Below are 24,408 nucleotides of genomic sequence, written 5' to 3'. Positions count from 1 at the left end.
CACATTCGCCCACCCTTCCGGGTGGCGGCCTCGTCCGGATGGCGGGCACTCCGGCGGACCGACGCAATGGATCTTCAGGATCCGATGCCGAACCGTTGATTTGCTCGCCCCCGATGTACGCATTCCGGGACCCTGGCGTCCGCATAACGAACGTCTTGCACGTTTCGCACCGATTGCCCGTTCTCGGACACAGTACGGCCACAAAGCACTACGCGCGTAGTTACGCTTCGGTCAAGCAGAGGTAAAGAAGGTAAAGACAAAACCAAGGCGGACGAGATTTTATTGACCCTGAATGAATTGCGTTGAAAAAGTCCGGCGTAGCCCGTAGGGAGCGCCCTGCGGAGCCCTTGACCCATCGGGCCTGGAGCATCATGACCCTCCCAACTCCCACCTCGGCCGCCACGCTTGAGGTGATCGACGAGACCGCCGTCACGTCAGGCTCTCTCCCGACCCCCAAGGGCTCCGAGAGTCGCTCCCCGGGACGGCTCGCCTGGAAGCGGTTCAAGCGGGACCGCACGGGCGTCATCTCCGCCTGCATCGTGATCTTCTTCTTCGTGATCGCGATCTGCGCCCCGCTGATATCCAAGCTGTACGGCAAGGACCCGTACACGACGTACGCCAGCGAGCGCCCGGAGCTCCTCGACGCCTTCTCCTACCCGGCGGGCCCCAACGGCGGGATGAGCTCGGAGTTCTGGTTCGGCATCGAGCCCCAGCTGGGACGGGACGTCTTCACCTTCCTGCTGTACGGCATCCGCACCTCGCTGGGCATCGCCGTCGCCGCCACCCTGCTCACCACCATCGTCGGCGTGGTCGTGGGCGTCACGGCGGGCTACCTGGGCGGCAGGACCGACTACCTCGTCGGCCGGGTCATCGACATCCTGCTGTCGTTCCCGTCCACGCTCTTCTTCATCGCCTTCATGCCGGTCGTGTACGGGCTCTTCGTCGCTCCCGACGAGAACATCCCGACCTCCCTGCGGGCCATCTCCCTGATCCTCGTCCTCTCCGCCTTCGGCTGGGCCTCCATCGCCCGTCTGCTGCGGGGCCAGGTTCTCGGCCTGCGCGAGCGGGAGTACATCGAGGCGGCCAAGGTCACGGGCGCGTCGCCCCGGCGCATCGTGTTCAAAGAACTGCTGCCCAACCTGTGGACGCCGATCATCATCCAGTCCACGCTGATGCTCCCGGCCTTCGTGACCGCGGAGGCCGGCCTGGCCTTCCTCGGCGTCGGCATCATCGACCCGACCCCGGACTGGGGCGTCATGATCCAGCGAGGGGCGCAGTTCTACACCGAGGACCTCACGTTCATGCTCTTCCCGGGCCTGTCCATGGTGATCTTCGTTCTCGCCTTCAACCTGCTCGGCGACTCGGTGCGCGACGCGCTCGACCCGAAGTCCAAGCGATAGCCCCTCGATCCACCCGGCCCGTTCAGTGTCGTGCGGCCGGCGTCATCCGTCCCGATCGTCCCTTTAAGGCAGGCTCACCCATGTCTTTCTCCCGTAGAAACTTCCTGATCGCCACCGGCGTGGCCGCGGCCTCGTCCTCGGTGCTGACCGCCTGTGGCGGCGGCGACGGCGACAGCAAGTCGGACCGCAAGGTCCCCCAGGTCAGCGGTTCCAAGACCCAGGAGATACCGGTCGGCACCAAGGCCGACTCGACCGGCCCGGCGCCGGAGGTCAAGGGAGCCGTCAAGGGCGGGACGCTCTACTCGCTCGACCAGTTCGACATGGACCACCTGGACCCGGCGCAGATCTACGTCTCGACCGAGGGCGCCATCACCGTCCCGATCATGCGGGGCCTCACGGGATACAAGATCGACGACAAGGGCGGCGTGACCCTGGTCGGCGACGCGGCCACGGACGCCGGCACCATGAAGGACGGCGGCAAGACCTGGTCCTTCACGCTGAAGGACGGCCTCAAGTGGGAGGACGGCTCGGAGGTCTCCGCAGCCGACCTGCGCCACACCTTCGAGCGCCTCTTCGCCTCCTTCATCACCGAGGGCCCCCGCTACGTGCAGCAGTGGCTGGTCGGCGGCGACAAGTACAAGGGCCCCTACGACGGCAAGAAGCTCGACTCCGTCGAGGTCGACGGCAAGACCATCACCTTCCACCTCACCGAGCCCCGCGCCGACTTCAACTTCACGCTCGCCATGCGCGGCTACTCCCTGGTGAACAAGAAGCACGACACCAAGGAGAAGTACGACAAGCGCCCCTTCTCCTGCGGTCCGTACAAGATCGGCAGCCGCAGCATCGGCAAGTCGCTGACCTACGTGCGCAACGAGCACTGGGACCCGGCGACCGACGCGATCCGGAACAACTACCCGGACCAGTACGTCTTCCAGTTCGGCTTCGAACTGCTGGCCTCGACCGACCGCTACATCTCGGACAAGGGCAAAGACCAGTACGCGATGTCGATCTTCAACGAGGTCGCTCCCGAGCGCATCGCCCAGGTGCTCACCAACGCCAAGCTCAAGAAGCGCGTGCTCACCGAGGTCGACACGGTCACGTACTACTGGCCGATCAACACGACCCGCATCAAGGACGTCAAGGTCCGTCAGGCCATCAACTACGCCTGGCCGCACCAGCAGCTGCAGACGATCCGCGGTGGCGCCTCCACCAGCGAGCTGGCCACCACCATCCTGTCGCCGGTGACCCCCGGTTACCAGAAGTTCGACCTGTACGGCACGACCAAGAAGCCCGGCGGCGACCCGGCGAAGGCCAAGGCGCTGCTGAAGGAGGCGGGCAAGGTCGGCCAGAAGCTGGTCATCGCCTACCAGGCCTCGGACAACGCGCAGAAGTCGGCCGTCGCGATCAAGAACGCCCTGGAGGCGGCCGGCTTCGAGGTCGTCAACAAGCAGGTCGACAAGTCGACCTTCTACACCCAGATCGGCAAGGTCGACAACGACTTCGACCTCTTCGCCGCCGGCTGGAGCCCGGACTGGCCGAACGGCTACTCGGTGTTCTACCCCTGCTGGAGCGGCAAGAACATCGGCGACGGCCGCAGCAACTACGCCCAGCTGAACGACTCGAGCGTCAACAAGGCCATCGACGCCGCCGCCAAGATCGCGGACACCGAGGCGGCCAACAAGGCCTGGGGCAACGTCGACCGCCAGATCATGGAGCTGGCCGCGGTGGTCCCGGACTACCACTCCATCCGCAACTGGATGCACGGCTCCAAGGTCGGCAACGTGGTGTACGACAGCGGCAACACCTGCGTCGCGCTCTGCAAGATGTACGCCATGAAGTAGGCAGTACGACCCGATCCTGCCGCCGTACGCCACCGAACCCGCCCACGAGGCGGGCGAGGGGCGTACGGCGGCAGGTACCCGGGGGCAGCCGTTCGCCCGGCCGCCCCCTCCGGCCCCCTCCTCCACGCCCCCGGCGACGGCGCCCCGTCCGGAAAGTCACGCCCCCATGTCCCGCTTTCTCATCCGCCGAGTCCTCGGCGCACTGGTCATCCTGCTGATCATCAGTGCCATCACCTTCGGCCTCTTCTACGCCATCCCGCGTGACCCGGCGATGATGTCCTGCGGCAAGAACTGCACGCCGGAAGTGCTCGCGCAGGTGCGGCACAACCTGGGCATCGACAACCCGGTCCCGGTGCAGTATTGGGACTGGCTCGTGGGCGTCTTCACCGGACGCGACTACGCCGGCTACGGCTACTGCAACGCCCCCTGCCTCGGTTACTCCTTCGCCAACCGTGAGCCCGTCCTCGGCACGATCCTGGACCGCCTGCCGACGACCCTCTCCCTCGCCTTCGGCGCGGCCGTCGTCTTCCTGATCTTCGGTGTCGCCGCGGGCATGCTGGCCGCCGTCAAGCAGGGCAAGTTCCTGGACAAGTTCGCCAGCTCCGCCTCGCTGTTCGGCTCCTCGCTGCAGATCTACTTCGTCGGCTACATCGCGATGTTCTTCTTCGTCACGAAGCTGGGCCTGTTCTCGCAGCCGTCGTACACGCCGCTCACCGAGGACCCGGTCGCGTGGTTCTCCGGGCTGCTGCTGCCCTGGCTGACCCTGGCCATCATCTTCACCGCCAACTACACCCGCATGACGCGCTCCCAACTGGTCGAGCAGCTCAGCGAGGACTACGTGCGCACGGCCCGCGCCAAGGGCCTGTCCCGCAGAAACGTCTTCTTCCGGTTCGCCTGGCGCGGTGCGATGGGGCCGATCGTCACGGTCTTCGGCATCGACCTGGGCACCCTGATCGGCGGCGCGATCATCACGGAATCGACCTTCAGCATCCAGGGCATCGGACGCCTCGCCGTGGACTCGGTGAACAAGAGCGACCTGCCCATGCTGCTCGGCGTCACCATCCTGTCGGCCGGCGCGATCGTGTTCTTCAACATCATCGTCGACGCCGTGTACGCCCTCATCGACCCGCGGATCCGGCTCGCCTGACCCCGGGCACCCCGCCCCGACAGCTACCCCCGGCATCACCCCCCTCAGGAGCGTCCCCGTGACGAGCACCGATCAGCAGCCCTTCCTGTCCGTCAGAGATCTGAAGGTCCACTTCTCCACCGAAGACGGCGTCGTCAAGGCCGTCGACGGGCTCACCTTCGACCTGGCCAAGGGCAAGACGCTCGGCATCGTGGGCGAGTCGGGTTCGGGCAAGTCCGTCACGAACCTGACGATCCTGGGCCTTCACGACCGCGACCGCACCGCCATCGACGGTGAGATCCTGCTCGACGGCAAGGAGTTGCTGAGCGCCTCCGAGCGGGAGCTCGAGAGGTTGCGCGGCAACAAGATGTCCATGATCTTCCAGGACGCGCTGGCCTCCCTCTCGCCGTATCACACCATCGGCAGGCAGATCAGCGAGACGTACCGCAAGCACACCGGTGCCTCCAAGAAGGAGGCCCGCGACCGTGCGATCGAGATGCTCAAGCGGGTCGGGATTCCGCAGCCGGACATGCGGGTCGACGACTACCCGCACCAGTTCTCGGGCGGTATGCGCCAGCGCGCCATGATCGCGATGGCACTGGTCTGCGACCCCGAGCTGCTGATCGCGGACGAGCCGACGACCGCGCTGGACGTCACCGTCCAGGCCCAGATCATGGATCTCCTCAAGGACCTCCAGCAGGAGTTCGGCACGGCGATCATCTTCATCACGCACGACCTCGGTGTCATCGCCGACATCGCGGACGACGTGCTGGTGATGTACGGCGGCCGGTGCGTGGAGCGCGGCACCAAGAAGGAGGTGCTGCGAGACCCGCAGCACCCCTACACCTGGGGACTCCTCGGTTCGATGCCGAGCCTCGACGGTCCGGTGGACGTGCCGCTGTCCCCGATCCCCGGCTCCCCGCCATCGCTGCTCAACCCGCCGACGGGGTGCCGCTTCCATCCCCGGTGCACCTTCACGGAGAAGGTGCAGGGCGGGCTCTGCAGGACCGAGCAGCCGCCACTGCAGGTCACGGACGGGCGCGGCGCCGCCTGTCACCTCACGGCTGACCAGCGCCGGGACTACTTCGCCGACTACGCCGCGACCCGGTCGCACTGACGTACAAGAGACGGGACCTCACGATCATGAGCAACACGAACCCCCTCCTGGACGTCAGCGGTCTGACCAAACACTTCCCGGTGATGGGCGGATTCCCCTTCAAGCGGAAGGTCGGCGCGGTCCAGGCCGTGGACGGCCTCGACTTCCAGGTCGGCGAGGGCGAGAGCCTGGGCCTGGTGGGCGAGTCGGGCTGCGGCAAGTCGACGACGGGCCGGCTGATCACCCGGCTGCTGGAGCCGACGAGCGGCAGGATCTCGTACCGCGGGCAGGACATCACGCACGCGAACCGCAGGCAACTGGCACCGGTCCGCTCCGAGATCCAGATGATCTTCCAGGACCCGTACGCGTCGCTGAACCCGCGGCAGACGGTCGGCAAGATCATCTCCGGACCGATGGAGATCAACGGCGTCAATCCGGCGGGCGGCCAGGAGAAGCGGGTACGCGAGCTGCTGGAGACCGTCGGTCTCAACCCCGAGCACTACAACCGCTTCCCGCACGAATTCTCCGGCGGTCAGCGCCAGCGCATCGGCGTCGCCCGCGCGCTGGCCCTGGAGCCGAAGCTGATCGTGGCGGACGAGCCGGTCTCCGCACTGGACGTCTCCATCCAGGCGCAGGTCGTGAACCTGTTGCAGCAGCTCCAGAAGGACCTGGGGATCGCGTTCCTCTTCATCGCCCACGATCTGGCGATCGTGCGTCACTTCTCGCAGCGTGTCGCGGTCATGTACCTTGGCAAGATCGTCGAGATCGCCGACCGTGACGACCTCTACAAGAACCCGCGCCACCCCTACACCCGAGCACTCCTCTCCGCCGTTCCCGAGGCCACCGCGGACGACACACCGGCCCGGGAGCGCATCCTGCTCACCGGTGACGTGCCCTCGCCGCTCATGCCGCCGTCGGGCTGCCGCTTCCGCACACGCTGCTGGAAGGCGACGGAGAAGTGCGCGACGCAGGCGCCGCCGCTGGTTCAGATCGAGGGCAGCCGGGCCGGCCATCTGACCGCCTGCCACTACCCTGAGACCACGGAGACCGTCCCGTCTCCGCGTCTCTCCAAAGACCCCGAGGTCGCGGCCTGACACACCCCTTTCGTCAGCCCGTGACCCGCAGGACCGAACTTCGCCGGCCCATTGACCCGAGCCCACGAACGTCCGGTCCTCGGGGAAGGAAGGCCCGCACGCCCAGGTGTGCGGGCCTTCTTCTTGCCCTGAGGGCTGTCCCGCAGTGCCGGGGCACCGCGCCGAGAGCACGGACCGCCGAGGACGGGCGTGACCGCGGGGGAACCAGGGCCTACCCGTCCAGCTCTCCGCGCTCCACGCAGAACTCGTTGCCCTCGGGGTCCGCCATGAGGACCCAGCCGCCGCCGTCCGGGCGCGTCAGGTCCGCGAGCTGCCGTGCCCCGAGACCGAGCGCCCGCTCCACCTCCTGCGCACGCGTGCGGCCCCGCGGCCGGAGGTCGAAGTGGATGCGGTTCTTGGCCGTCTTGCCCTCCGGCACGCGCACGAAGAGGAGAGCCGGACCGCCGGACGGGTCGCCGAGCACCGCCTCCGGGTCACCGGGCTTGTCGTCGTCGGCGAGCGGGCGCCCGAGCAGCTCGCTCCAGAAGAGCCCGAGCGCGTACGGGTCACCGGTGCAGTCGAAGGTGATGTGGCGGATGGCGGGGTCCTGCGGCACTGTCTCTCCCATGCGCTAGACGCCCGTCCGGCCGTCGACCAGCTCGCGCAGAATGTCGAGATGGCCGTTGTGACGGGCCGTCTCCTCGATGAGGTGCAGCAGGATCCATCGCAGGTCGACAGGGCCGCCGTCGCCCCGCGCGCGCTTCGCGGTGTCGTCGAGGCTGTGCTCGGCGACCAGCTTCCGGTAGCGGGCGCTCTGTTCCTCGTACTCCGCGAGGAGGTCCGCGACGGGCACGTCGACGGCGATGCGCATCTCGCGGTCGGGGTCCTCGTCGGTCCAGGGCCCCTCGTCCTCCTCCCCGAGGAAGACCACCTGGAACCAGTAGTACTCGACCCAGCGCAGATGGCTGATCAGGCCGCACAAGGTCATGAGCGGGGAGCCGGGCAGCGGGGCCAGGCGGGCGTTCTCCGGGGAGACGTCCTCGCACTTGGCCCGGACCGTGGCACGGGCGTAGTCGAGGAAGGTGGTCAGCTGTGAGCGCTCGTCCCGTGCGGGAGGCGTGTCAGTTCGAGTCATCGGGGTGAAGCATTCCCGCCCGCGGGGGCGGTGTCGAGCGAATAAGACCCCGTCCCCACGGCCGGTTGGGTCGCTGTCAGCTACCGCCCGCCGACTTCCCGCCGTCGGCGATCCGCTCCTCCAGGGCGGCCAGCGCCGGGTCGAGGACGATGTCCTCGGCACGGGCTTCGATGGTCGGCTCCTCGGGATAGTGGCAGGCCGTCAGATGGCCTTCCTCGTTACCCGGCAACCGGACCAGCGGGGGCTCCTCCTGCGCGCACCTCTCCCGCGCCTTCCAGCAGCGGGTGCGGAACCGGCAGCCGGACGGCGGGGCGACGGGAGACGGTACGTCGCCCTGGAGACGGATGCGTTCCTTCTTCTCGACGTCGAGGTCCGCCTCGGGAACGGCCGACAGCAGCGCGTGGGTGTAGGGATGCCGGGGCCGGGCGTACAGCGAGGACCGGTCGGCCACCTCCACGATCTTGCCGAGGTACATCACCGCGACTCGCCGGCAGAAGTGGCGCACGATCGCGAGGTCGTGGGCGATGAACACGAAGGCGATGCCCATCTCACGCTGGACCTCCTGGAGCAGGTTCACCACCTGCGCCTGGATGGAGACGTCCAGCGCGGAGACCGGTTCGTCGGCCACGATCAGCCGCGGGGAGAGCGCCAGGGCCCGTGCCACACCGATGCGTTGCCGCTGGCCGCCGGAGAACTCGTGCGGGAAGCGGTTGTAGTGCTCCGGGTTGAGGCCGACGGTCTCCAGCAGTTCGCGCACGCGTGCCTCGCGGCCCCCGGGCGGCCTGACGTTGTTGATCTCCATCGGACTGGAGATGATCGCGCCGACGGTCTGACGTGGATTCAGGGAGGCGTACGGGTCCTGGAAGATCATCTGGATCTCGGAGCGGATCGGCGCCAGTTGCCGGCGTCCTGCCCGGCTGATGTCCTTGCCCCGGTACGTGATCGATCCCGCCGTCGGCTCGATGAGACGCGTCAGCAGCCGGCCCGTCGTGGACTTGCCGCATCCCGACTCGCCCACCAGCCCCAGGCTCTCGCCGGGGAAGACGTCGAAGGAGACGCCGTCCACGGCCTGGACGGCGCCGACCGTACGGCGGATCGGAAAGCCTCCCCTGACCGGGAAGTACTTCGTCAGGTCGCGGACCCGCATCAGCGGTTCGGCCGACGTCGGCTCCCGCTGCCCGGGGACCGGTTCGGCCACCGCCCCGTGACCGCCTGTGGCGGTGCCGGTGGAAGCCGCGTCTCCCGCTGTACCCGTGTTCTGGTCGCTCACAGTCAGCTCCCTCAGCCCAGCCGGGGCTGAATCGTCTCGGCGAAGATCCGGTTTTTCTGTTGCAGCGTCAGATGACATGCGGAGCCCCGGCCCAGGGGCAGCCCGGGACGCACGTCCACGCACCGGTCGGAGCCCTCGACCTGATCCACGAACGCGCAGCGCGGGTGGAAGGGGCACCCCGAGGGCGGGTTGAGCAACGACGGCGGGGAACCCGGGATCGGGGTCAGCGGCTCACCCACGTCCGCCGACAGCCGCGGCATCGAACCCAGCAGCCCCCAGGTATAGGGGTGTTGGGGTGACTTGAGCACCTCGCGGACCGTGCCGCGCTCCACCGCACGGCCGGCATACATCACGAGCAGGTCGTCGGCCATGTTCGCGACCACACCCAGATCATGCGTGATCATGATGATCGCGGAACCGAACTCCTGCTGGAGATCCTTGAGAAGGTCGAGGATCTGCGCCTGGACGGTCACGTCGAGGGCTGTCGTCGGCTCGTCCGCGATCAGCAGATCCGGGTCGCAGACCAGGGACATCGCGATCATCACGCGTTGGCGCATGCCGCCCGAGAACTGGTGGGGATAGTCGTCCACGCGGTCCTTGGCGCTGGGGATGCCGACCTTCGTCAGCATCTCGATCGCCCGCCCGCGCGCCTCCCGCTTCGAGGCCCCCGTGTGTTTGCGGAACGGCTCGGCGATCTGCCGTCCCACCGAGTGGTAGGGCGACAGGGCGGTCAGCGCGTCCTGGAAGATCATCGCCATCCTGTTGCCGCGGAGCCGCTCGAACTCGCGCTCCGTAGCGGTGATCAACTCCTTGCCGTCCAGGACGATCTCGCCCTCGACGGTGGTCGTCATCGGGTTGTGCAGGCCCAGAATGGTCAGGTTGGTGACCGACTTGCCCGATCCGGACTCGCCGACGATGCCGAGGGTCGTACCGCGCTCGAGGTCGAAGGACAATCCGTCCACCGCCTTGACGACGCCGTCCTCCGTGGCGAACCGCACACGCAGGTCGCGGACCGAGAGGAAGGCACCGGGCCCGGTGGGCGCCGGGGTCTGTCCCGGCTTGGTGAGTGTGGTCACTGCGGTTCTCCCAGGATGGCGGCACAGGACGAAGGCGCGGGACTACGACAGACGTACACGGGGGTCGACCACCGCGTACAGGGCGTCCACGATGACGTTGAGGAACAGGATGAACGCGGCGCTGATGATCATCACGCCCATCAGCTTCGGCAGGTCCTTGCCGACGACGGACTCCACCGCCAGACGCCCCAGCCCGGCGAGCCCGAAGGTGAACTCGGTGACGACGGCGCCGCCGAGCAGTGCGGAGAGGTCGATGCCGAGGATGGTGAGGATCGGGATCAGCGAACCGCGCCAGGCGTACCGGAAGAAGACGTACCGACCGGCCATGCCCTTCGCGCGGGCCGCCCGTACGTGCTCCTCCTGGAGCTGTTCGATCATCGTCGAGCGCGACAGGCGGGTGTAGTTGGCGGTGAAGATGACCGACATCACCAGCCAGGGGATCAGCAGGCCCGTGAACCACTGCGCCGGACTCTCCGTGAACGGCACGTACTTGGGCTTGTCCAGCCAGCCGGTGCTGTAGACGAACAGGCCGAGCACCACCGGTCCGAGGAAATAGATCTGCATCGAGCTGAGGACCAGCGAGAAGCTGCTGAACATCTTGTCCAGCCAGGTCCCACGGAACCGTGCGGCGATCATGCCGGTACCGAGGCCGACCACGAGGAAGACGACCAGTCCGCCGACGGTGAGCGACAGCGTGAGCGGGAAGCGGTCCATGATCGTGTCCCAGACCATCTGCTGGTCCCGGAAGGAGACACCGAAGCAGGGGGCCGGACAGTGGCCCACGGCGAAGTCGCGCCCCGCGAAGATCCCCACGAGGAACTTCCAGTACTGCACCGGCACCGGATCGTCCAGGCCCAGGTTCTTGTGGATGATCGCCAGCGCGTCCGGGGTGCAGTTCTTGCCGCACGCCAGCGTCGCCGGGTCCTGGGGGATGGCGTAGTACATGAAGAACGTGAAGGCGCTGATCAGCAACAGGATGAGAACCGCGCCGAACAGCCGGCGGATGACGAATCGAAGCATGGCGGATCGCTGCTCTCGGGACGGCGGCCGGGGACAGGAGCGCCCGGGGCGCACTGCGGGCAGAGCGCCCCGGGACCGTGGTCAGCTCTTGAGGTAGAGCTGGGTGACGTCGGTGTAGCTCGTCACCGTGGAGTAGCGCAGGCCGCCGACGTTGGAGCCGGCGATCTGGAACACCTTGGTGTAGTAGATCGGCGACGCCGGGTTGATCTTCTTGCTGATGTACTGGTTCAGCGCGGTCCAGGCCTTGGCCGATTCGGCTGAGTCCGAGACCTTCTGGATGCGCTGGATCTCGGAGTTCACGTGGTCGTCGTTGATGTGCGAGTAGTTCGACGCACCGTCCTGGATCTGCGTGCCGTCGTACAGTGGCGGGAAGACCGTGTTGGCGGAAGGCCAGTCCTGGCCCCAGCCGGTCATGTAGATGTCGTAGCCGTTCTTCACCTTGCCGACCTGCTCGTACCAGGTGGCCGAGTCGATCTCCTTCTTCTGGACGTCGAGGCCGACTTTTTCCAGTGCGTTCTCGATGAGGACGGCCTGCTGCTGGCGGACCGGGGTGTTGGCGTAGGCATAGACGATCTTCTTGCCCTTGGCGCCGGCCTGCTCGATCAACCGCTTGGCCTTGGCGATGTCGCCGTTGGGCTTCTCGGACCGGTTGAAGGGGTCGAAGTCCTTCTGGTAGCCCGGAGTCGTGGGCGACATCAGACTGTTGGCGACTTCACCGCCGTACGCGCCGCCGTCGGCCTTGAACACCGCGGTGGACGGCATGGCGTAGGTGATCGCATCGCGGATCTTCTTGTCCTTGACGCGGTCCATGTTGAAGTTCATCTGCCACACGTACGGGGCGTAGCCCTGGATCGTCCGCTTCATGGCCGCAGCGTCGGAAACCACCTTCTGCACCTGGGTGGTGGCGACCTGTCCGGTGAACATGACCGCGTTCCTGGCGTCCCCGCGGTCGGCGAGAATCGTTTTGGTCTGGTCCTCGTCGTCGTGGTTGATCTCGATGTCGAAGCCGTCGACGTACTGGTGGCGCAGCGGGTCGGTCGCGGCGTCCCAGTTGGCGTTCCTGACCAGCTTCACGCTCTTGCCGGCCTTCAGTTCCGAGATTTTGTAGGGACCGACGGCGACGGGCCTGGTGTCGTACTTGGCCTTGGTGTCCGTCTTCTTCGGGACGATGGAGTAGCCGGCCATGGCCAGGGCCTGCGGCAGGTCGGGCTGCGCGGTCTCGAAGTGGAAGACGACCGTTTTGTCGTCCGGGGTCTCCAGGACCGTGTCGGGCAGGTGCTTGTCCTTGAACGGGCCGGCGTAGGCCTCGCGGTAGGTGGTGCCGGAACCCGACAGCCACTGCTGGATGTAGGACGGGCCGTCCGTGATGAACGGGTCGTAGAGCCGCTCGACGGTGTGGCGGACGTCTGCCGAGTCGATCACGTGACCGGTCTCGTCCTTGACGCCGCTCTTCAGCGTGTACGTCCAGGTCCTGCCCCCGTCCGACATCTTGCCGGGGTCGGTGGCGACGTCGCCCACGACGGTGAGGCCGCCCTTGGCGTCCTCCTTGTACGTCGTCAGCCCCCGGTAGACGAGCTTCGAGAGCAGGCCGCCGTCGCTGACGTATATCTGCCCCGGGTCGAGGTGTGAGAAGTCGGTCTCCTGATAGACCTGCATGGTGCCGCCGGAGCGGGCGCCCTTCACCTCCGGGGCGGGGCCCTTGGAGTCCTCAGCGGTCCCCGTCCTCACCGCGGCCGACTGCGCCGCTGCCTCCTTCTTGCTCTTGCTGTTGCCCTTCGTGCCGCTGTCATCACCGCTGCTGCAGCCGGCCAGCGCCAGAGCGCCGGCCGCGACCGCGACCATGGCGGTCCGCCCTCTTCGGGAACTGAGGATGTTCATGGAGTCGAGTCCACCTGCCTGTGAGTAGTGATCGGAGGATCCGCTGGTACCGCATGGCAGTGCACGGCCGGACATGACCGGCTCCCCGGGGCGGCGCCTTCGCGCCGTTCGGGTCAGCGACCCGTCTTGGGGTCGAAGGCGTCCCGGACCGAGTCGCCGAGAAGGTTGAACGCCACGACGAAGACGACCATGGCGACACCCGGGAAGAACATGTAGACCGGGTCCTGCTCGTAGATGCCCGAGCCGATGGCGAACATCCGCCCCCAGTCAGGGGTCGGTTCCGAGTAGCCGACCCCGACGAAGGAGAGGAAGGCGACCGAGAGGATGGTGCTGGGCAGCATGTAGGTGCCCTGCACCAGGATCGGCGTGACGAGGTTGGGCAGCAGTTCCTTGCGGATGATCCGCCAGGGCGAGGCGCCCGCGACCTTCGCCGCCTCGACGAACTCCCGCTCCCGCAGGGAAAGAGTGACCGCCCGGATCAGCCGGGCGAGCCCCATCCAGCCGAGGAACCACAACACGCCGATGATGGCGAGCGTATGGATGTAGGTGGGTGTCTCCTCGTCCGAGGCGACGAACACCGTGGTGATCACCGGCATCGCCGCGATCATGAAGAGCTGCTGCGGGAACGCCAGCAGGAAGTCCGTGAGCCGGCCGAGCCAGTAGTCGACCTTGCCCCCGAAGTACCCGCCCACGAGGCCGATCACGATGCCCATCAGCACCATCGCGACGGTTGCCGCGAGTGCCGTGTAGAGCGAGGTGCGCATGCCGTACAACAGCTGCGTGAACACGTCTCGTCCCAGGGTGGGTTCGATCCCGAACCAGAACTCGGACGTGATGCCGCCGTTGGGCCCGGAGGGCATGTTGAAGTCGTTCAGGAGCAGCGGATCGTCCTGGCCGTACAGCGTGTACGGGTTCTTGCCGTACACCTTCGAGATCAGCGGGGCGAGGCCCGCGACCGCGAAGAAGAACAGGACGATGTACGCCGAGACCACACCGGTGCGGTCTCGTTTGAACCGGCGCCACATCAGCTGGCCGGGGGATCTGCCCTGCGGCTTCTGTGACTGCTCGACGGAGCGGGGTCCGGCTTCCTCGTCCAACTCGGGCGAGGTACGGGCGCCCTCGGTCTCGATCGGACTCGTCATGATGCATCCATTTCATGGGTACGCCGAGCCCGTGGCCGCCACCGGATGTGGACTGCCACAGGTCGGACCATGCGGATCAGGAGAAACGAGTGCCTATCGAGCGCGGCGCACGGAAGTGCGGAGTGCGGAAACTCGCAGATGAACACGCGTAGTCGGCATTGGGTGCCTCCTCATGACTCAACCGGTGCACGGACAGGAGGGGGCCAGTGACAGTCCTCCGACACCCCTGACGGAGGGTCAAACACCCCGCTGTGCTCGCGAGTCGGCGCTGTCCGAACAGCGCATGACCCATTGACCCGAGCGTTACGCGGCTAACTATCTGCCATGAGGCAACTACCGACCACTGTCTTAAGGTCTCGGTTCAATCACAGCTGACGCGTACATCTTCCAAAATCTGGACAAACTGATCCGCGAAGAAACCCCCGAAACGGACGTGTTACTCGCGTAGCGGTCGAAGGGGTCCGCATTCCGGACACTGTGAGGGAAAAACCGGTTGCAAAAAGCCCGGGCACCCCCACGATGGGGGTGCCCGGGCTCAGTGGGCTGGTTCAGCCGTGCTTGGCGCGGCTCGCGGAGCGCGCGCGCTCCCGGGCGTCCAGGTTCACCTTGCGGATGCGCACGGCCTCCGGGGTCACCTCGACGCACTCGTCGTCGCGGCAGAACTCCAGCGACTGCTCCAGGGAGAGCTTGCGCGGCGGCACGATCGCCTCGAAGGAGTCGGCGGCGGCCGACCGCATGTTGGTGAGCTTCTTCTCCTTGGTGATGTTCACGTCCATGTCGTCGGCGCGCGAGTTCTCACCGACGATCATGCCCTCGTACACCTCGGTGCCGGGCTCCACGAAGAGCACACCGCGCTCCTGGAGGTTCGTCATCGCGAACGCGGTGACGGCGCCGGAGCGGTCGGCGACCAGCGAACCGTTGTTACGGGTCGTCAGCGGGCCGAACCACGGCTCGTGGCCCTCGTGGATCGAGTGCGCGATGCCGGTGCCGCGCGTACCGGTGAGGAACTCCGTACGGAAGCCGATGAGACCGCGGGAGGGGACGACGAACTCCAGGCGGACCCAGCCGGAGCCGTGGTTGGACATGTTGTCCATCCGGCCCTTGCGGACGCCCATGAGCTGCGTGACCGCGCCCATGTGCTCCTCGGGGACGTCGATCGTCATGCGCTCGACGGGCTCGTGGACCTTGCCGTCGATGACCTGGGTGACCACCTGCGGCTTGCCGATCGTCAGCTCGAAGCCCTCACGGCGCATCTGCTCGACCAGGATGGCCAGCGCCAGCTCACCGCGGCCCTGCACCTCCCAGGCGTCGGGACGCTCGGTGTCGAGCACGCGCAGCGAGACGTTACCGATCAGCTCGCGGTCCAGCCGGTCCTTGACCTGGCGGGCGGTGACCTTGCGGTCCTTGACCGCGGCCTTGTTGTCCGCGCCCTTGCCCGTGGCACCCCGGCCGACCAGCGGCGAGGTGTTGGTACCGATGGTCATCGAGATCGCCGGCTCGTCGACCGTGATGAGCGGCAGCGCGACCGGGTTCTCGGGGTCGGCGAGGGTCTCGCCGATCATGATGTCCGGGATACCGGCGACGGCGCAGATGTCACCGGGGCCGGCCTTCTCGGCGGGCTTGCGGGTGAGCGCCTCGGTCATCAGCAGCTCGGTGATGCGCACATTGGACATCGTGCCGTCGCGCTTGATCCACGTGACGGTCTGGCCCTTGCGCAGCTCGCCCTGCTCGACGCGGAGCAGCGCGATACGGCCGAGGAAGTTGTCGGCGTCCAGGTTCGTGACGTGCGCCTGGAGCGGGGCCTCCTCGTCGTACTGAGGAGCCGGGACGTGCGAGAGGATCGTGGAGAAGAAGGGCTCCAGGCTGTCGCTGTCCGCCGGGACGGTGCCGTCCTCCGGCTTGGTCAGCGAGGCCACGCCGTCACGCGCGCAGGCGTAGACGATCGGGAACTCGATCTGCTCCTCGTCCGCGTCCAGGTCCAGGAACAGGTCGTACGTCTCGTTGACGACCTCGTCGATCCGGGAGTCGGGGCGGTCCGTCTTGTTGATGCAGAGGATGACGGGCATCCGGGCCTGCAGGGCCTTGCGGAGCACGAAGCGCGTCTGCGGCAGCGGGCCCTCGGAGGCGTCGACCAGCAGCACGACCGCGTCGACCATCGACAGACCGCGCTCGACCTCGCCGCCGAAGTCGGCGTGGCCGGGGGTGTCGATGATGTTGATGGTGATGACGTCGCCGCCATCCTTCGGGTGGTACTTGACCGCCGTGTTCTTGGCCAGGATCGTGATGCCCTTCTCACGCTCCAGGTCGTTCGAGTCCATCATGCGGTCGTCGAGCGACTCGGCGGCGTGCGCGGCGAAGGCACCGGCCTGCTTGAGCATGGCGTCGACCAGGGTGGTCTTGCCGTGGTCGACGTGGGCGACGATGGCGACGTTGCGGATGTCGTGACGCGTTGCAGTCACAGCCATATTGAGGCGCTTCTCCCGGGGTGAGTGGACGGCCTCCGCTGCGCGGGGCCTGCCGGGCTGAACACGCCACGGCCTTACCCCATGGTACGTGGCCCTGACGGAGGCAGCCTCCGCAGGGCCACGCGGGCCGGGCCGACGGGGCGGTCACGGCCGCCCCGGGTCAGCTCTTGGACGGGCCCGGGGCGGGCTTCGCGCCCTTCTTCAGGAAGCCCATGTCCTCGTAGTGCGGGGTCTGGAAACCGAAGGCCCCGGCGTTGGCCAGGTTCAGGCGGGCGGCCGTGAGCTGGGGGCGCTGATAGAGAGGAATCGATCCTGCGGCGGCCCAGATGCGGGAGTCCGCCTTGCGCACCAGGTCCCGCGACTCCCCCTCGTCGAGCTCCGCGATGGCCTGGTCGAACAGCTGGTCGACCTGGTCGGTGCCGACCCGGGTGTAGTTCTGCTCGACGTTCAGCGAGCCGTCGGCCGCCGGGACCGGCTTGGCGTAGATGGGCCGGGCGTCGGTGGCCGGGAACGCCGAGGCGGGCCACGAGTACAGCGCCAGGTCGTACTGGCCGGACGCGATGTGGTCCTTGAAGTAGCTGCCGTCCGAGACCTTCGAGATCTCCGTGCGGATCCCCACCCGGTCCAGCATCCTCGCGATCCGCGCGCCGACCGCGCGCAGCGACTCCGAGCCGGGCCCCGAGGGCAGCACGAACCGCAGGGTCAGCGGCTTGCCGTCCTTGGCCAGCGCGCCCGCCGCGGCGCCGGCCGGTGCGGCCGTGCCCTTCGGCGCGTACGCCCCGGGAGCGCCGCCCTGCCTGCCGTGCTCGCGCACGTACCGCCGGCCGTCCAGGGGTCTGGCGGCCTGGTCGTCCGCGGTACGCCGCTCCTCCTTGCCGTGCTTCTGCGCGTGATCCTCGGAATCCTTCGTCCGCTCCCGGCCGGCCTGCCGCTCCCGTTCGCCCTCGGAGACCCTGCCGGCCGGCTTGTCGTCCTCACCGACGATGTACGTCCCGTCGTCGCCGGTACCGGACTCGGCGTCCGGCTTCTGCCCCTCGGACCCGGCCGCCTTGTCGGGCTTCTGCTGCTCCTTGACGGGACCGCCGGGCACCCAGCCGGCATCGGCGAGCAGCGCCCGGGCCTCGGCGGTGTCCTGGCCGCCGAGGGTGCCGCTGCTGTCGGCGTACGCGAGCTGGCCGGACAGCGCGAGGTGGCTGCCCACCGGGACGGCGGGCAGACCGAGCGGCTTGAGGACGATCCGGGCCAGTTCCTCGCGGTCGATGGCGCGGGCGACGGCGCGCCGGACGCGCTCGTCGGCGAGGGGGCCCTCGGCACCGTTCAGGGCGAGCTGGGTGAACGAGGGTTCGAGCGACTTGCGGACCTCGAAGCCGCGCAGGACCGACTGCCGGTCCGCGTACTTCGCGAGTGCCCTGCGCTGCTTCTCGCGGGCGCGGATTTCCTTGTCCGCGGCCTTCTCGTCCGAGCCGTCGGCGGCGGCCCGGGAGCGCAGTGCCTCGGCGGTGCCGGCCGCGGCGCCGGGTCCCTGGTGCGGAGCGCTGCCCTTGGTGGCGGCACGGGTGATCCGCCGGGCCTCCTCCGGGTCGATCTCGGCCAGGTCGACCTTGTCGGCGTCGAGGGCGGCGGCCCGCTGGTCGCGCGGCACGGCCCGCAGCACCAGCTCGGAGAGCTTGGCGGGACTGCCCCACCAGCGCGGGTTGCGGGTGAGGGTGATGTCGCCGTCCTGGCGGTCGATCTTCTTCAGCGCGAAGGGGCCCGCGGTCACCTTCAGCTTGCGGCGGGCGCCGTCGTTGAAGGTGTCGGGGGTCCCCATGACCTCCTTGGGGTACAGCGGCGAGAACAGTGACTTCCAGTCCGCGTAGGGGCGGCTGAAGGTGACCCGGACCTCGAGGTTGCTGGCGCCGCGTTCGATCTTCTCGATGCGGTCGTAGCCGGCGTTGCGGGCCGTCCAGTACGCGGTGTCCTTGCCGGACAGCGCCCGCCACTGGGCGGTGAAGTCGGCGGCCCCGATCTCGCGGCCGTCGCTCCAGACCGCCTGCTGGTTGAGCTTGTAGAGGACGACCTGCTTGGGCTCGCGGTCGACGACCTTGGCCGACTCCAGGAAGTCGGCGTTGCGCACGGGGCGGCCCATGGCGTCGGTCCGGTACATGGCGGGCAGGACGGCGCCCGCGATCCGCGAGGTCGCCGCGTCGGCGTCCGCCTGGAAGGTGTTCAGCGTCTCCGGTACGGCGTCCACCGCCCAGCGCAGGGTGCCGCCGTCGGCGACCCGGTCACGGGACGCGGGCGCGATGTCCTGCCCGGCGAGGGGTCTGCCCGCCCGGTCCTCCGCGCTGCACGCGGCGAGAGCGGGCACCGCGAGTGCGCCCGCGGTGAGAAACGCGACCGAGCGCATGACCGCGCGCAGTCCGATGCCGTCGTGGGACACCACTGCAACCTCCGGGTCTCACCGCGCTGCCGCTCCGCCAGGAGGACAGTGCGTCAGTGCGGATTCTGATCACGTTTGGCGGTATATGGAGCTGATCAGATCTATGCGGCCCACTGAAGGGGAGCCCGGACGCCCCGGGACGACGACACGGCGGGGGCGGGCGCGAAGCCCACCCGTGCGGCGCAATGCCCTGCCCCTAGGGGCGAGGCCCCCCGGGGCACGGGGCGAGACCCGGGCACGGGCGAGGCCTCCCGGGGCACGGGGCGAGGCCTCCGGACAACGGGCGGCGCTCCCGGGCGGCGTGCGAAGCCGCCGGGGCACGGGCAAAGCTCCCCTGGGGCACGGGGCGAGGCAACACAGGGGCACACGCGAGGCTTCCAAGCCAGGGCGAGGCCCCCGGGGCAGGGGGCGGAGCCGCCGGGGTACGGGCAAAGCCCTTGGGGGTGCGGGGCGAGGCACCCGGGCCCACGGGGCGCAGCCGCCGGCGTACGGGCAAAGCCCTCTGGGGCGCGGGGCGAGGCACCCCGGACCACGGGGCGAAGCCGTCGGGCCGCGGGTGAAGCTCCTGGGGCGCGGGCGGCGCTCCCGGGCAGAGGGCGAAGCCGCCGGGGCACGGGCGGCGCTCGCTCCCGGCCAGGGGGGCAGGCGGCCCTCGCGGCCCGACCCACGGGTATCCCGGTGATCGGCGACGGCGGCCTGCCGAAGCCGCCGGGGTACGGGCAAAGCCCTCTCGGGTGCAGGGCGAGACACCCCGGACCACGGGGCGCAGCCGTCGGGCCGTGGGCGAAGCTCCCGGGGCGCGGGCGGCGCTTCTCGGTACGGGGTGAGGCCCCCGGGCAGGGGGCGAGCTCCCGGGGGGCAAAGCCCCCCTGGGGCACGGGGCGAGGCACCCCGGACCACGGGGCGCAGCCGCCGGGCGGCGGGCGAAGCTCCCGGGCCGCGGGCGGCGCTCCCGGCCACGGGGTGAAGCCCCCAGGGGCACGGGCGAAGCCCCGGGCCGGGGCGAAGCCTTCGGGCAGGCTGCGGGGCCCCCGAGGCACGGGGCAAAGCACCCCGGCAGGGGCGCAGAGTCCCCCCCCCCCCCGGGGGGGGGAGCCGCCGGGGCAGGGCAAAGCCCCCTGGGGCACGGGGCGAAGCCCCCGGGCAGGGGGCGGGGCTCCCGGCCGCGGGCGAAGCTCCCGGCCACGGGGCGCAGCCCCAGGGGCACGGGCGAAGCCCCCGGGCAGGGGGCGGGGCTCCCGGGCCGCGGGCGGCGCTTCCCGGCCACGGGGCGAAGCCCAGGGCAGATGGCGGAGCTCCCGGGGGGGCGGCCAAAGCCCCCGGGGGGCACGGGGCGGAGCCCCAGTCAGGTGGTGGGGCTCCCGGGAGGGGTCGGCCCCGGGGAGCTCTGCCCGGGCGGCGCTTCCCGGCCACGGGTGGGGCTTCCGGGGCACGGCGCCGCCAGCGCGTGCTCGTGGGCCGCGCGCCGGGAATCCGTGCAGATCTCTTCACAGGGGCTCGTGTGACGCGCGACACTCGCAGGCGCATGAACGTTGCCGCCTGGGGCCCGAGGCCCGTGGAAGTGAGGGCAAGTCATGTCCGTGCACGACGATTTGACGTCCGTTCAGCGCTGCCTGGACGACCTCTCCAGGTGCGTGGGGCGACTGGAACAGCAGATGGGCGCCGGACTGGAGATGCGCCGCGTGCGCACCGACGCCGACCATCTACGCGAGAGCTTCGCCCTGCTGCGCGAGGCAGCCCCGGCACTGACCGCACCCGGGCGGCCCGAGCTGCTCTCGATCCCCGACACCCCGTACGACAGCTCCCTGTGGACCGACTCGGACGACGAGGGACTCGGCGCCCGCGACCGGCACGCCCCCTGACCACCGACCGGAGCGACAGTTGACCACTGGTACGGAACCCCCTCAGGACGGCGGCGGCGTACGCACCCGTACGCGTGCCGCGATCGCCGCCCCGCATCTGCGGACCGACCGCTGGTGGCTGGCGCCCGCCGGCACCGCGGCCGGGCTGCTCGCCTTCGTCGTCTACTCGACCTGGCGGGCCTTCGCGGACACCGACTACTACTCCGCCCCGTACGTCTCGCCGTTCTACTCACCCTGTCTGGCCGAGCGGTGCGCGCCCATGCACTCCGGGCCCAACGCGGACCTGTTCGGCAGCTGGTGGGCCCTCTCGCCTGCGATCATCATCCTGATCTTCCCGCTCGGCTTCCGGCTGACCTGCTACTACTACCGCAAGGCCTACTACCGGGGCTTCTGGGCGAGTCCGCCGGCCTGCGCGGTCGCCGAGCCGCACAAGAAGTACACCGGTGAGACCCGCTTCCCGCTGGTCCTGCAGAACGTCCACCGGTACTTCTTCTACGCCGCGATCGGCGTCGCCGGGATCCTCACGTACGACACCGTGCTCGCGTTCCGCGACGAGCACTACGCGTGGGGCCACATGGGTCTCGGCAGCCTGGTCTTCCTGGTCAACATCGTGCTGATCTGGGCGTACACGCTCTCGTGCCACTCATGCCGGCACATCGTCGGCGGCAAGCTGAAGCACTTCTCCCGGCATCCCGTGCGCTACCGGATGTGGCAGTGGGTCGGCAGGCTGAACGCCCGTCACATGGCGCTCGCCTGGGCCTCGTTGGTGAGCGTGGCACTCGCCGACCTCTACGTGTACCTGGTCGCGTCCGGCGCCTTCGACGATCCGAGGTTTTTCTGATGTCCGCAGTGGAGCGGCAGGAGTGGGACGTCGTGGTGGTCGGTGCCGGCGGCGCCGGACTCCGGGCCGCCGTCGAGGCCCGCGAGCGCGGCGCGCGTACGGCGGTGATCTGCAAGTCGCTGTTCGGCAAGGCGCACACGGTGATGGCCGAGGGCGGCATCGCGGCCGCCATGGGCAACGTGAACTCCGGCGACAACTGGCAGGTCCACTTCCGTGACACCATGCGCGGCGGCAAGTTCCTCAACCAGTGGCGGATGGCCGAGCTGCACGCCCAGGAGGCGCCCGACCGGGTCTGGGAGCTGGAGACCTGGGGCGCCCTCTTCGACCGCACGGGCGACGGACGGATCTCGCAGCGCAACTTCGGCGGGCACGAGTATCCGCGGCTCGCGCACGTCGGCGACCGGACCGGTCTCGAACTGATCCGCACCCTCCAGCAGAAGATCGTCTCCCTCCAGCAGGAGGATTACCGGGAGACGGGCGACTACGAGTCACGCCTGAAGGTCTACCAGGAGTGCACGGTCACCCGGATCCTGATGGACGGCGAGCGGAGCGGGACGGGGGTCCCCCCGGCCGGAGGCGGGCGGAGGGTCTCCGGCGCGTTCTGCTACGAGCGGGAGTCGGGCCGCTTCTTCGTCCTCCAGGCGCCGTCCGTGGTCATCGCCACCGGCGGCATCGGCAAGTCCTTCAAGGTGACGTCGAACTCGTGGGAGTACACCGGTGACGGCCACGCGCTCGCGCTGCTCGCCGGGGCGCCCCTGCTGAACATGGAGTTCGTGCAGTTCCACCCGACGGGCATGGTCTGGCCGCCGTCGGTGAAGGGCATCCTCGTGACGGAGTCCGTGCGCGGGGACGGCGGCGTGCTGCGCAACTCCGACGGCGAACGCTTCATGTTCGACTACGTCCCCGACGTCTTCAAGGAGAAGTACGCCCAGTCGGAGGAGGAGGGCGACCGCTGGTACGAGGACCCGGACCACAACCGGCGGCCCCCCGAGCTGCTGCCGCGCGACGAGGTCGCGCGGGCCATCAACGCCGAGGTCAAGGCGGGCCGCGGCTCCCCGCACGGCGGGGTCTTCCTGGACGTCTCCACCCGGATGCCCGCCGACGTCATCCGGCGCCGACTGCCGTCCATGTACCACCAGTTCAAGGAACTGGCCGACGTCGACATCACGGCCGAGGCGATGGAGGTCGGCCCGACCTGCCACTACGTGATGGGCGGCATCGCCGTGGAGTCGGACACGGCGGCGGCGCGCGGAGTGCCGGGGCTGTACGCGGCGGGCGAAGTCGCCGGCGGCATGCACGGGTCCAACCGGCTGGGCGGCAACTCCCTTTCCGACCTGCTGGTGTTCGGGCGCCGCGCGGGCCTGCACGCCGCCGAGTACGCCGCCGGCCTCGCCGGGGAGCGCCCGGGCGTGGATGACCTCCAGATCGACGCGGCGGCCGCCGAGGCCCTGCGGCCCTTCTCCGCGGAGGGTCCCGAGCCGGGCCGCGAGAACGGGCGCCCGCCGGAGAACCCGTACACCCTCCACCAGGAACTCCAGCAGACGATGAACGACCTCGTCGGCATCATCCGCCGCGAGGCGGAGATGGAGGCGGCGCTGGAGAAGCTCGCCGACCTGCGGGTACGGGCCCGGCGGGCCGGGGTGGAGGGTCACCGCCAGTTCAACCCGGGCTGGCACCTCGCCCTGGACCTGCGCAACATGCTCCTCGTCAGCGAGTGCGTGGCGCGGGCCGCGCTGGAGCGGACGGAGTCGCGCGGCGGCCACACCCGTGAGGACCACCCGGCGATGGACCGCGCCTGGCGCCGAGTCAACCTGCTGTGCCGACTGACCGACCCGACGGGCGGGTTGGCCGCCACGGATCCGGTGCGCGGTCAGATCGACCTCGTCCGGACGACCACCGAACGCATCCGCCCCGACCTGCTCGCCCTCTTCGAGAAGGAGGAGCTGGTCAAGTACCTCGCCGAAGAGGAGCTGTACGAGTGAGCAGCTATGAGGCCCGCTTCAAGGTGTGGCGCGGCGACATTGGGGGCGGTGACCTGGAGGACTTCACGGTCGAGGTGAACGACGGGGAGGTCGTCCTCGACATCGTCCACCGTCTTCAGGCGACGCAGGCTCCCGATCTGGCCGTGCGCTGGAACTGCAAGGCGGGCAAGTGCGGTTCGTGCTCCGCGGAGATCAACGGGCGGCCGCGGCTGATGTGCATGACCCGGATGTCCGTGTTCACCCGGGAGGAGACGATCACCGTCACGCCCCTGCGCGCGTTCCCCGTCGTCCGTGACCTGGTGACGGACGTCGGCTTCAACTACACGAAGGCGCGCGAGGTCCCCGCCTTCGTGCCCCCCGCCGGCCTGGGACCCGGTGAGTACCGGATGCAGCAGCAGGACGTGGACCGCTCGCAGGAGTTCCGCAAGTGCATCGAGTGCTTCCTGTGCCAGGACACCTGCCATGTGGTGCGCGACCACGAGGAGAACAAACCGGCGTTCGCCGGCCCCCGCTTCCTGATGCGCGTCGCCGAACTGGACATGCACCCTCTGGACGCCGCCGCCGACAGCGGCCTGGACCGCAAACGCTCCGCCCAGGAGGACCACGGTCTCGGCTACTGCAACATCACCAAGTGCTGCACCGAGGTCTGCCCCGAGAACATCAAGATCACGGACAACGCCCTGATCCCCCTGAAGGAACGAGCGGTGGACCGCAAGTACGACCCCCTGGTGTGGCTGGGCTCCAGGATCAGGAGGCGGCGGTCCTGAGCGGCCGGGCGG

General features: G+C 69.0%; 18 protein-coding genes. 9 read left to right on the top strand and 9 right to left on the bottom strand.

The annotated features are described in order from the left end of the window. The first annotated feature begins 371 nt into the window (after positions 1-371). The 5 genes from ACFYP4_RS18790 to ACFYP4_RS18770 all read left to right on the top strand — a co-directional run bounded on the left by ACFYP4_RS18790 (position 372) and on the right by ACFYP4_RS18770 (position 6,557). On the top strand, positions 372-1,400 hold the full coding sequence (locus ACFYP4_RS18790; RefSeq protein WP_388786376.1) for an ABC transporter permease: 1,029 nt from the start codon (positions 372-374) through the stop codon (positions 1,398-1,400). 80 nt (positions 1,401-1,480) lie between these two features. After that, entirely contained in the window at positions 1,481-3,241 is a 1,761-nt protein-coding gene (locus tag ACFYP4_RS18785; RefSeq protein WP_358850241.1) for an ABC transporter substrate-binding protein, read from the top strand. A gap of 166 nt (positions 3,242-3,407) precedes the next feature. Beyond that, positions 3,408-4,388, top strand: coding sequence for an ABC transporter permease (locus tag ACFYP4_RS18780; protein ID WP_358850242.1), 981 nt, complete (start codon positions 3,408-3,410; stop codon positions 4,386-4,388). Between the two features lie 58 nt (positions 4,389-4,446). Further along, positions 4,447-5,484 (top strand): ABC transporter ATP-binding protein, encoded by a 1,038-nt coding sequence (locus ACFYP4_RS18775; RefSeq protein ID WP_358850243.1) that lies wholly within the window; start codon positions 4,447-4,449, stop codon positions 5,482-5,484. Between the two features lie 26 nt (positions 5,485-5,510). Then, positions 5,511-6,557, top strand: coding sequence for an ABC transporter ATP-binding protein (locus ACFYP4_RS18770; protein ID WP_388786373.1), 1,047 nt, complete (start codon positions 5,511-5,513; stop codon positions 6,555-6,557). Between the two features lie 211 nt (positions 6,558-6,768). Here the strand turns inward: ACFYP4_RS18770 and ACFYP4_RS18765 are convergent, their stop codons facing one another. The 9 genes from ACFYP4_RS18765 to ACFYP4_RS18725 all read right to left on the bottom strand — a co-directional run bounded on the left by ACFYP4_RS18765 (position 6,769) and on the right by ACFYP4_RS18725 (position 18,944). Continuing rightward, positions 6,769-7,164 carry a VOC family protein gene (locus ACFYP4_RS18765; protein ID WP_388786371.1) on the bottom strand — a complete coding sequence of 132 codons (396 nt, stop codon included), beginning with the start codon at positions 7,162-7,164 and terminating at the stop codon, positions 6,769-6,771. A 3-nt stretch (positions 7,165-7,167) separates the two neighbouring features. Beyond that, positions 7,168-7,671 (bottom strand): DinB family protein, encoded by a 504-nt coding sequence (locus ACFYP4_RS18760; RefSeq protein WP_358850246.1) that lies wholly within the window; start codon positions 7,669-7,671, stop codon positions 7,168-7,170. A 76-nt stretch (positions 7,672-7,747) separates the two neighbouring features. Then, the gene (locus tag ACFYP4_RS18755; RefSeq protein ID WP_388786877.1) at positions 7,748-8,869 is read right to left on the bottom strand and encodes an ABC transporter ATP-binding protein; all 1,122 of its coding nucleotides are present in this window, start codon (positions 8,867-8,869) and stop codon (positions 7,748-7,750) included. Positions 8,870-8,952: 83 nt separating this feature from the next. Next, complete coding sequence (locus tag ACFYP4_RS18750) at positions 8,953-10,017, bottom strand: ABC transporter ATP-binding protein (RefSeq protein WP_388786369.1); 1,065 nt, start codon at positions 10,015-10,017, stop codon at positions 8,953-8,955. 42 nt (positions 10,018-10,059) lie between these two features. Beyond that, positions 10,060-11,037 (bottom strand): ABC transporter permease, encoded by a 978-nt coding sequence (locus tag ACFYP4_RS18745; RefSeq protein WP_358850248.1) that lies wholly within the window; start codon positions 11,035-11,037, stop codon positions 10,060-10,062. Positions 11,038-11,118: 81 nt separating this feature from the next. Then, complete coding sequence (locus tag ACFYP4_RS18740) at positions 11,119-12,915, bottom strand: ABC transporter substrate-binding protein (RefSeq protein ID WP_388786366.1); 1,797 nt, start codon at positions 12,913-12,915, stop codon at positions 11,119-11,121. A gap of 113 nt (positions 12,916-13,028) precedes the next feature. Then, complete coding sequence (locus ACFYP4_RS18735) at positions 13,029-14,057, bottom strand: ABC transporter permease (RefSeq protein WP_358850250.1); 1,029 nt, start codon at positions 14,055-14,057, stop codon at positions 13,029-13,031. 548 nt (positions 14,058-14,605) lie between these two features. Continuing rightward, on the bottom strand, positions 14,606-16,522 hold the full coding sequence (gene typA, locus ACFYP4_RS18730; protein WP_358850251.1) for a translational GTPase TypA: 1,917 nt from the start codon (positions 16,520-16,522) through the stop codon (positions 14,606-14,608). Between the two features lie 160 nt (positions 16,523-16,682). Continuing rightward, a complete protein-coding gene (locus ACFYP4_RS18725; RefSeq protein WP_388786874.1) occupies positions 16,683-18,944 on the bottom strand; it encodes an ABC transporter family substrate-binding protein in 2,262 nt (753 codons plus the stop codon). A 1,574-nt stretch (positions 18,945-20,518) separates the two neighbouring features. Between ACFYP4_RS18725 and ACFYP4_RS18720 the strand changes: the two genes are divergently transcribed. From ACFYP4_RS18720 to ACFYP4_RS18705, 4 genes are read left to right on the top strand one after another with little or no spacing between them, the layout of a single operon-like run. After that, positions 20,519-20,806 carry a hypothetical protein gene (locus ACFYP4_RS18720; protein WP_358850253.1) on the top strand — a complete coding sequence of 96 codons (288 nt, stop codon included), beginning with the start codon at positions 20,519-20,521 and terminating at the stop codon, positions 20,804-20,806. Between the two features lie 19 nt (positions 20,807-20,825). Beyond that, positions 20,826-21,647, top strand: coding sequence for a hypothetical protein (locus ACFYP4_RS18715; protein ID WP_358850254.1), 822 nt, complete (start codon positions 20,826-20,828; stop codon positions 21,645-21,647). After that, complete coding sequence (locus tag ACFYP4_RS18710) at positions 21,647-23,629, top strand: fumarate reductase/succinate dehydrogenase flavoprotein subunit (RefSeq protein ID WP_358850255.1); 1,983 nt, start codon at positions 21,647-21,649, stop codon at positions 23,627-23,629. The genes ACFYP4_RS18715 and ACFYP4_RS18710 overlap by 1 nt, the downstream gene beginning before the upstream one ends. Then, a complete protein-coding gene (locus tag ACFYP4_RS18705) occupies positions 23,626-24,396 on the top strand; it encodes a succinate dehydrogenase/fumarate reductase iron-sulfur subunit (protein ID WP_358850256.1) in 771 nt (256 codons plus the stop codon). The genes ACFYP4_RS18710 and ACFYP4_RS18705 overlap by 4 nt, the downstream gene beginning before the upstream one ends. Positions 24,397-24,408 lie beyond the last annotated feature (12 nt).

It is taken from the genome of Streptomyces sp. NPDC005551 (genome assembly GCF_042871785.1).
Classification (GTDB): domain Bacteria; phylum Actinomycetota; class Actinomycetes; order Streptomycetales; family Streptomycetaceae; genus Streptomyces.
Note: the sequence above shows the minus strand (reverse complement) of the source record. Positions and strands in the feature narration are given on the sequence as shown.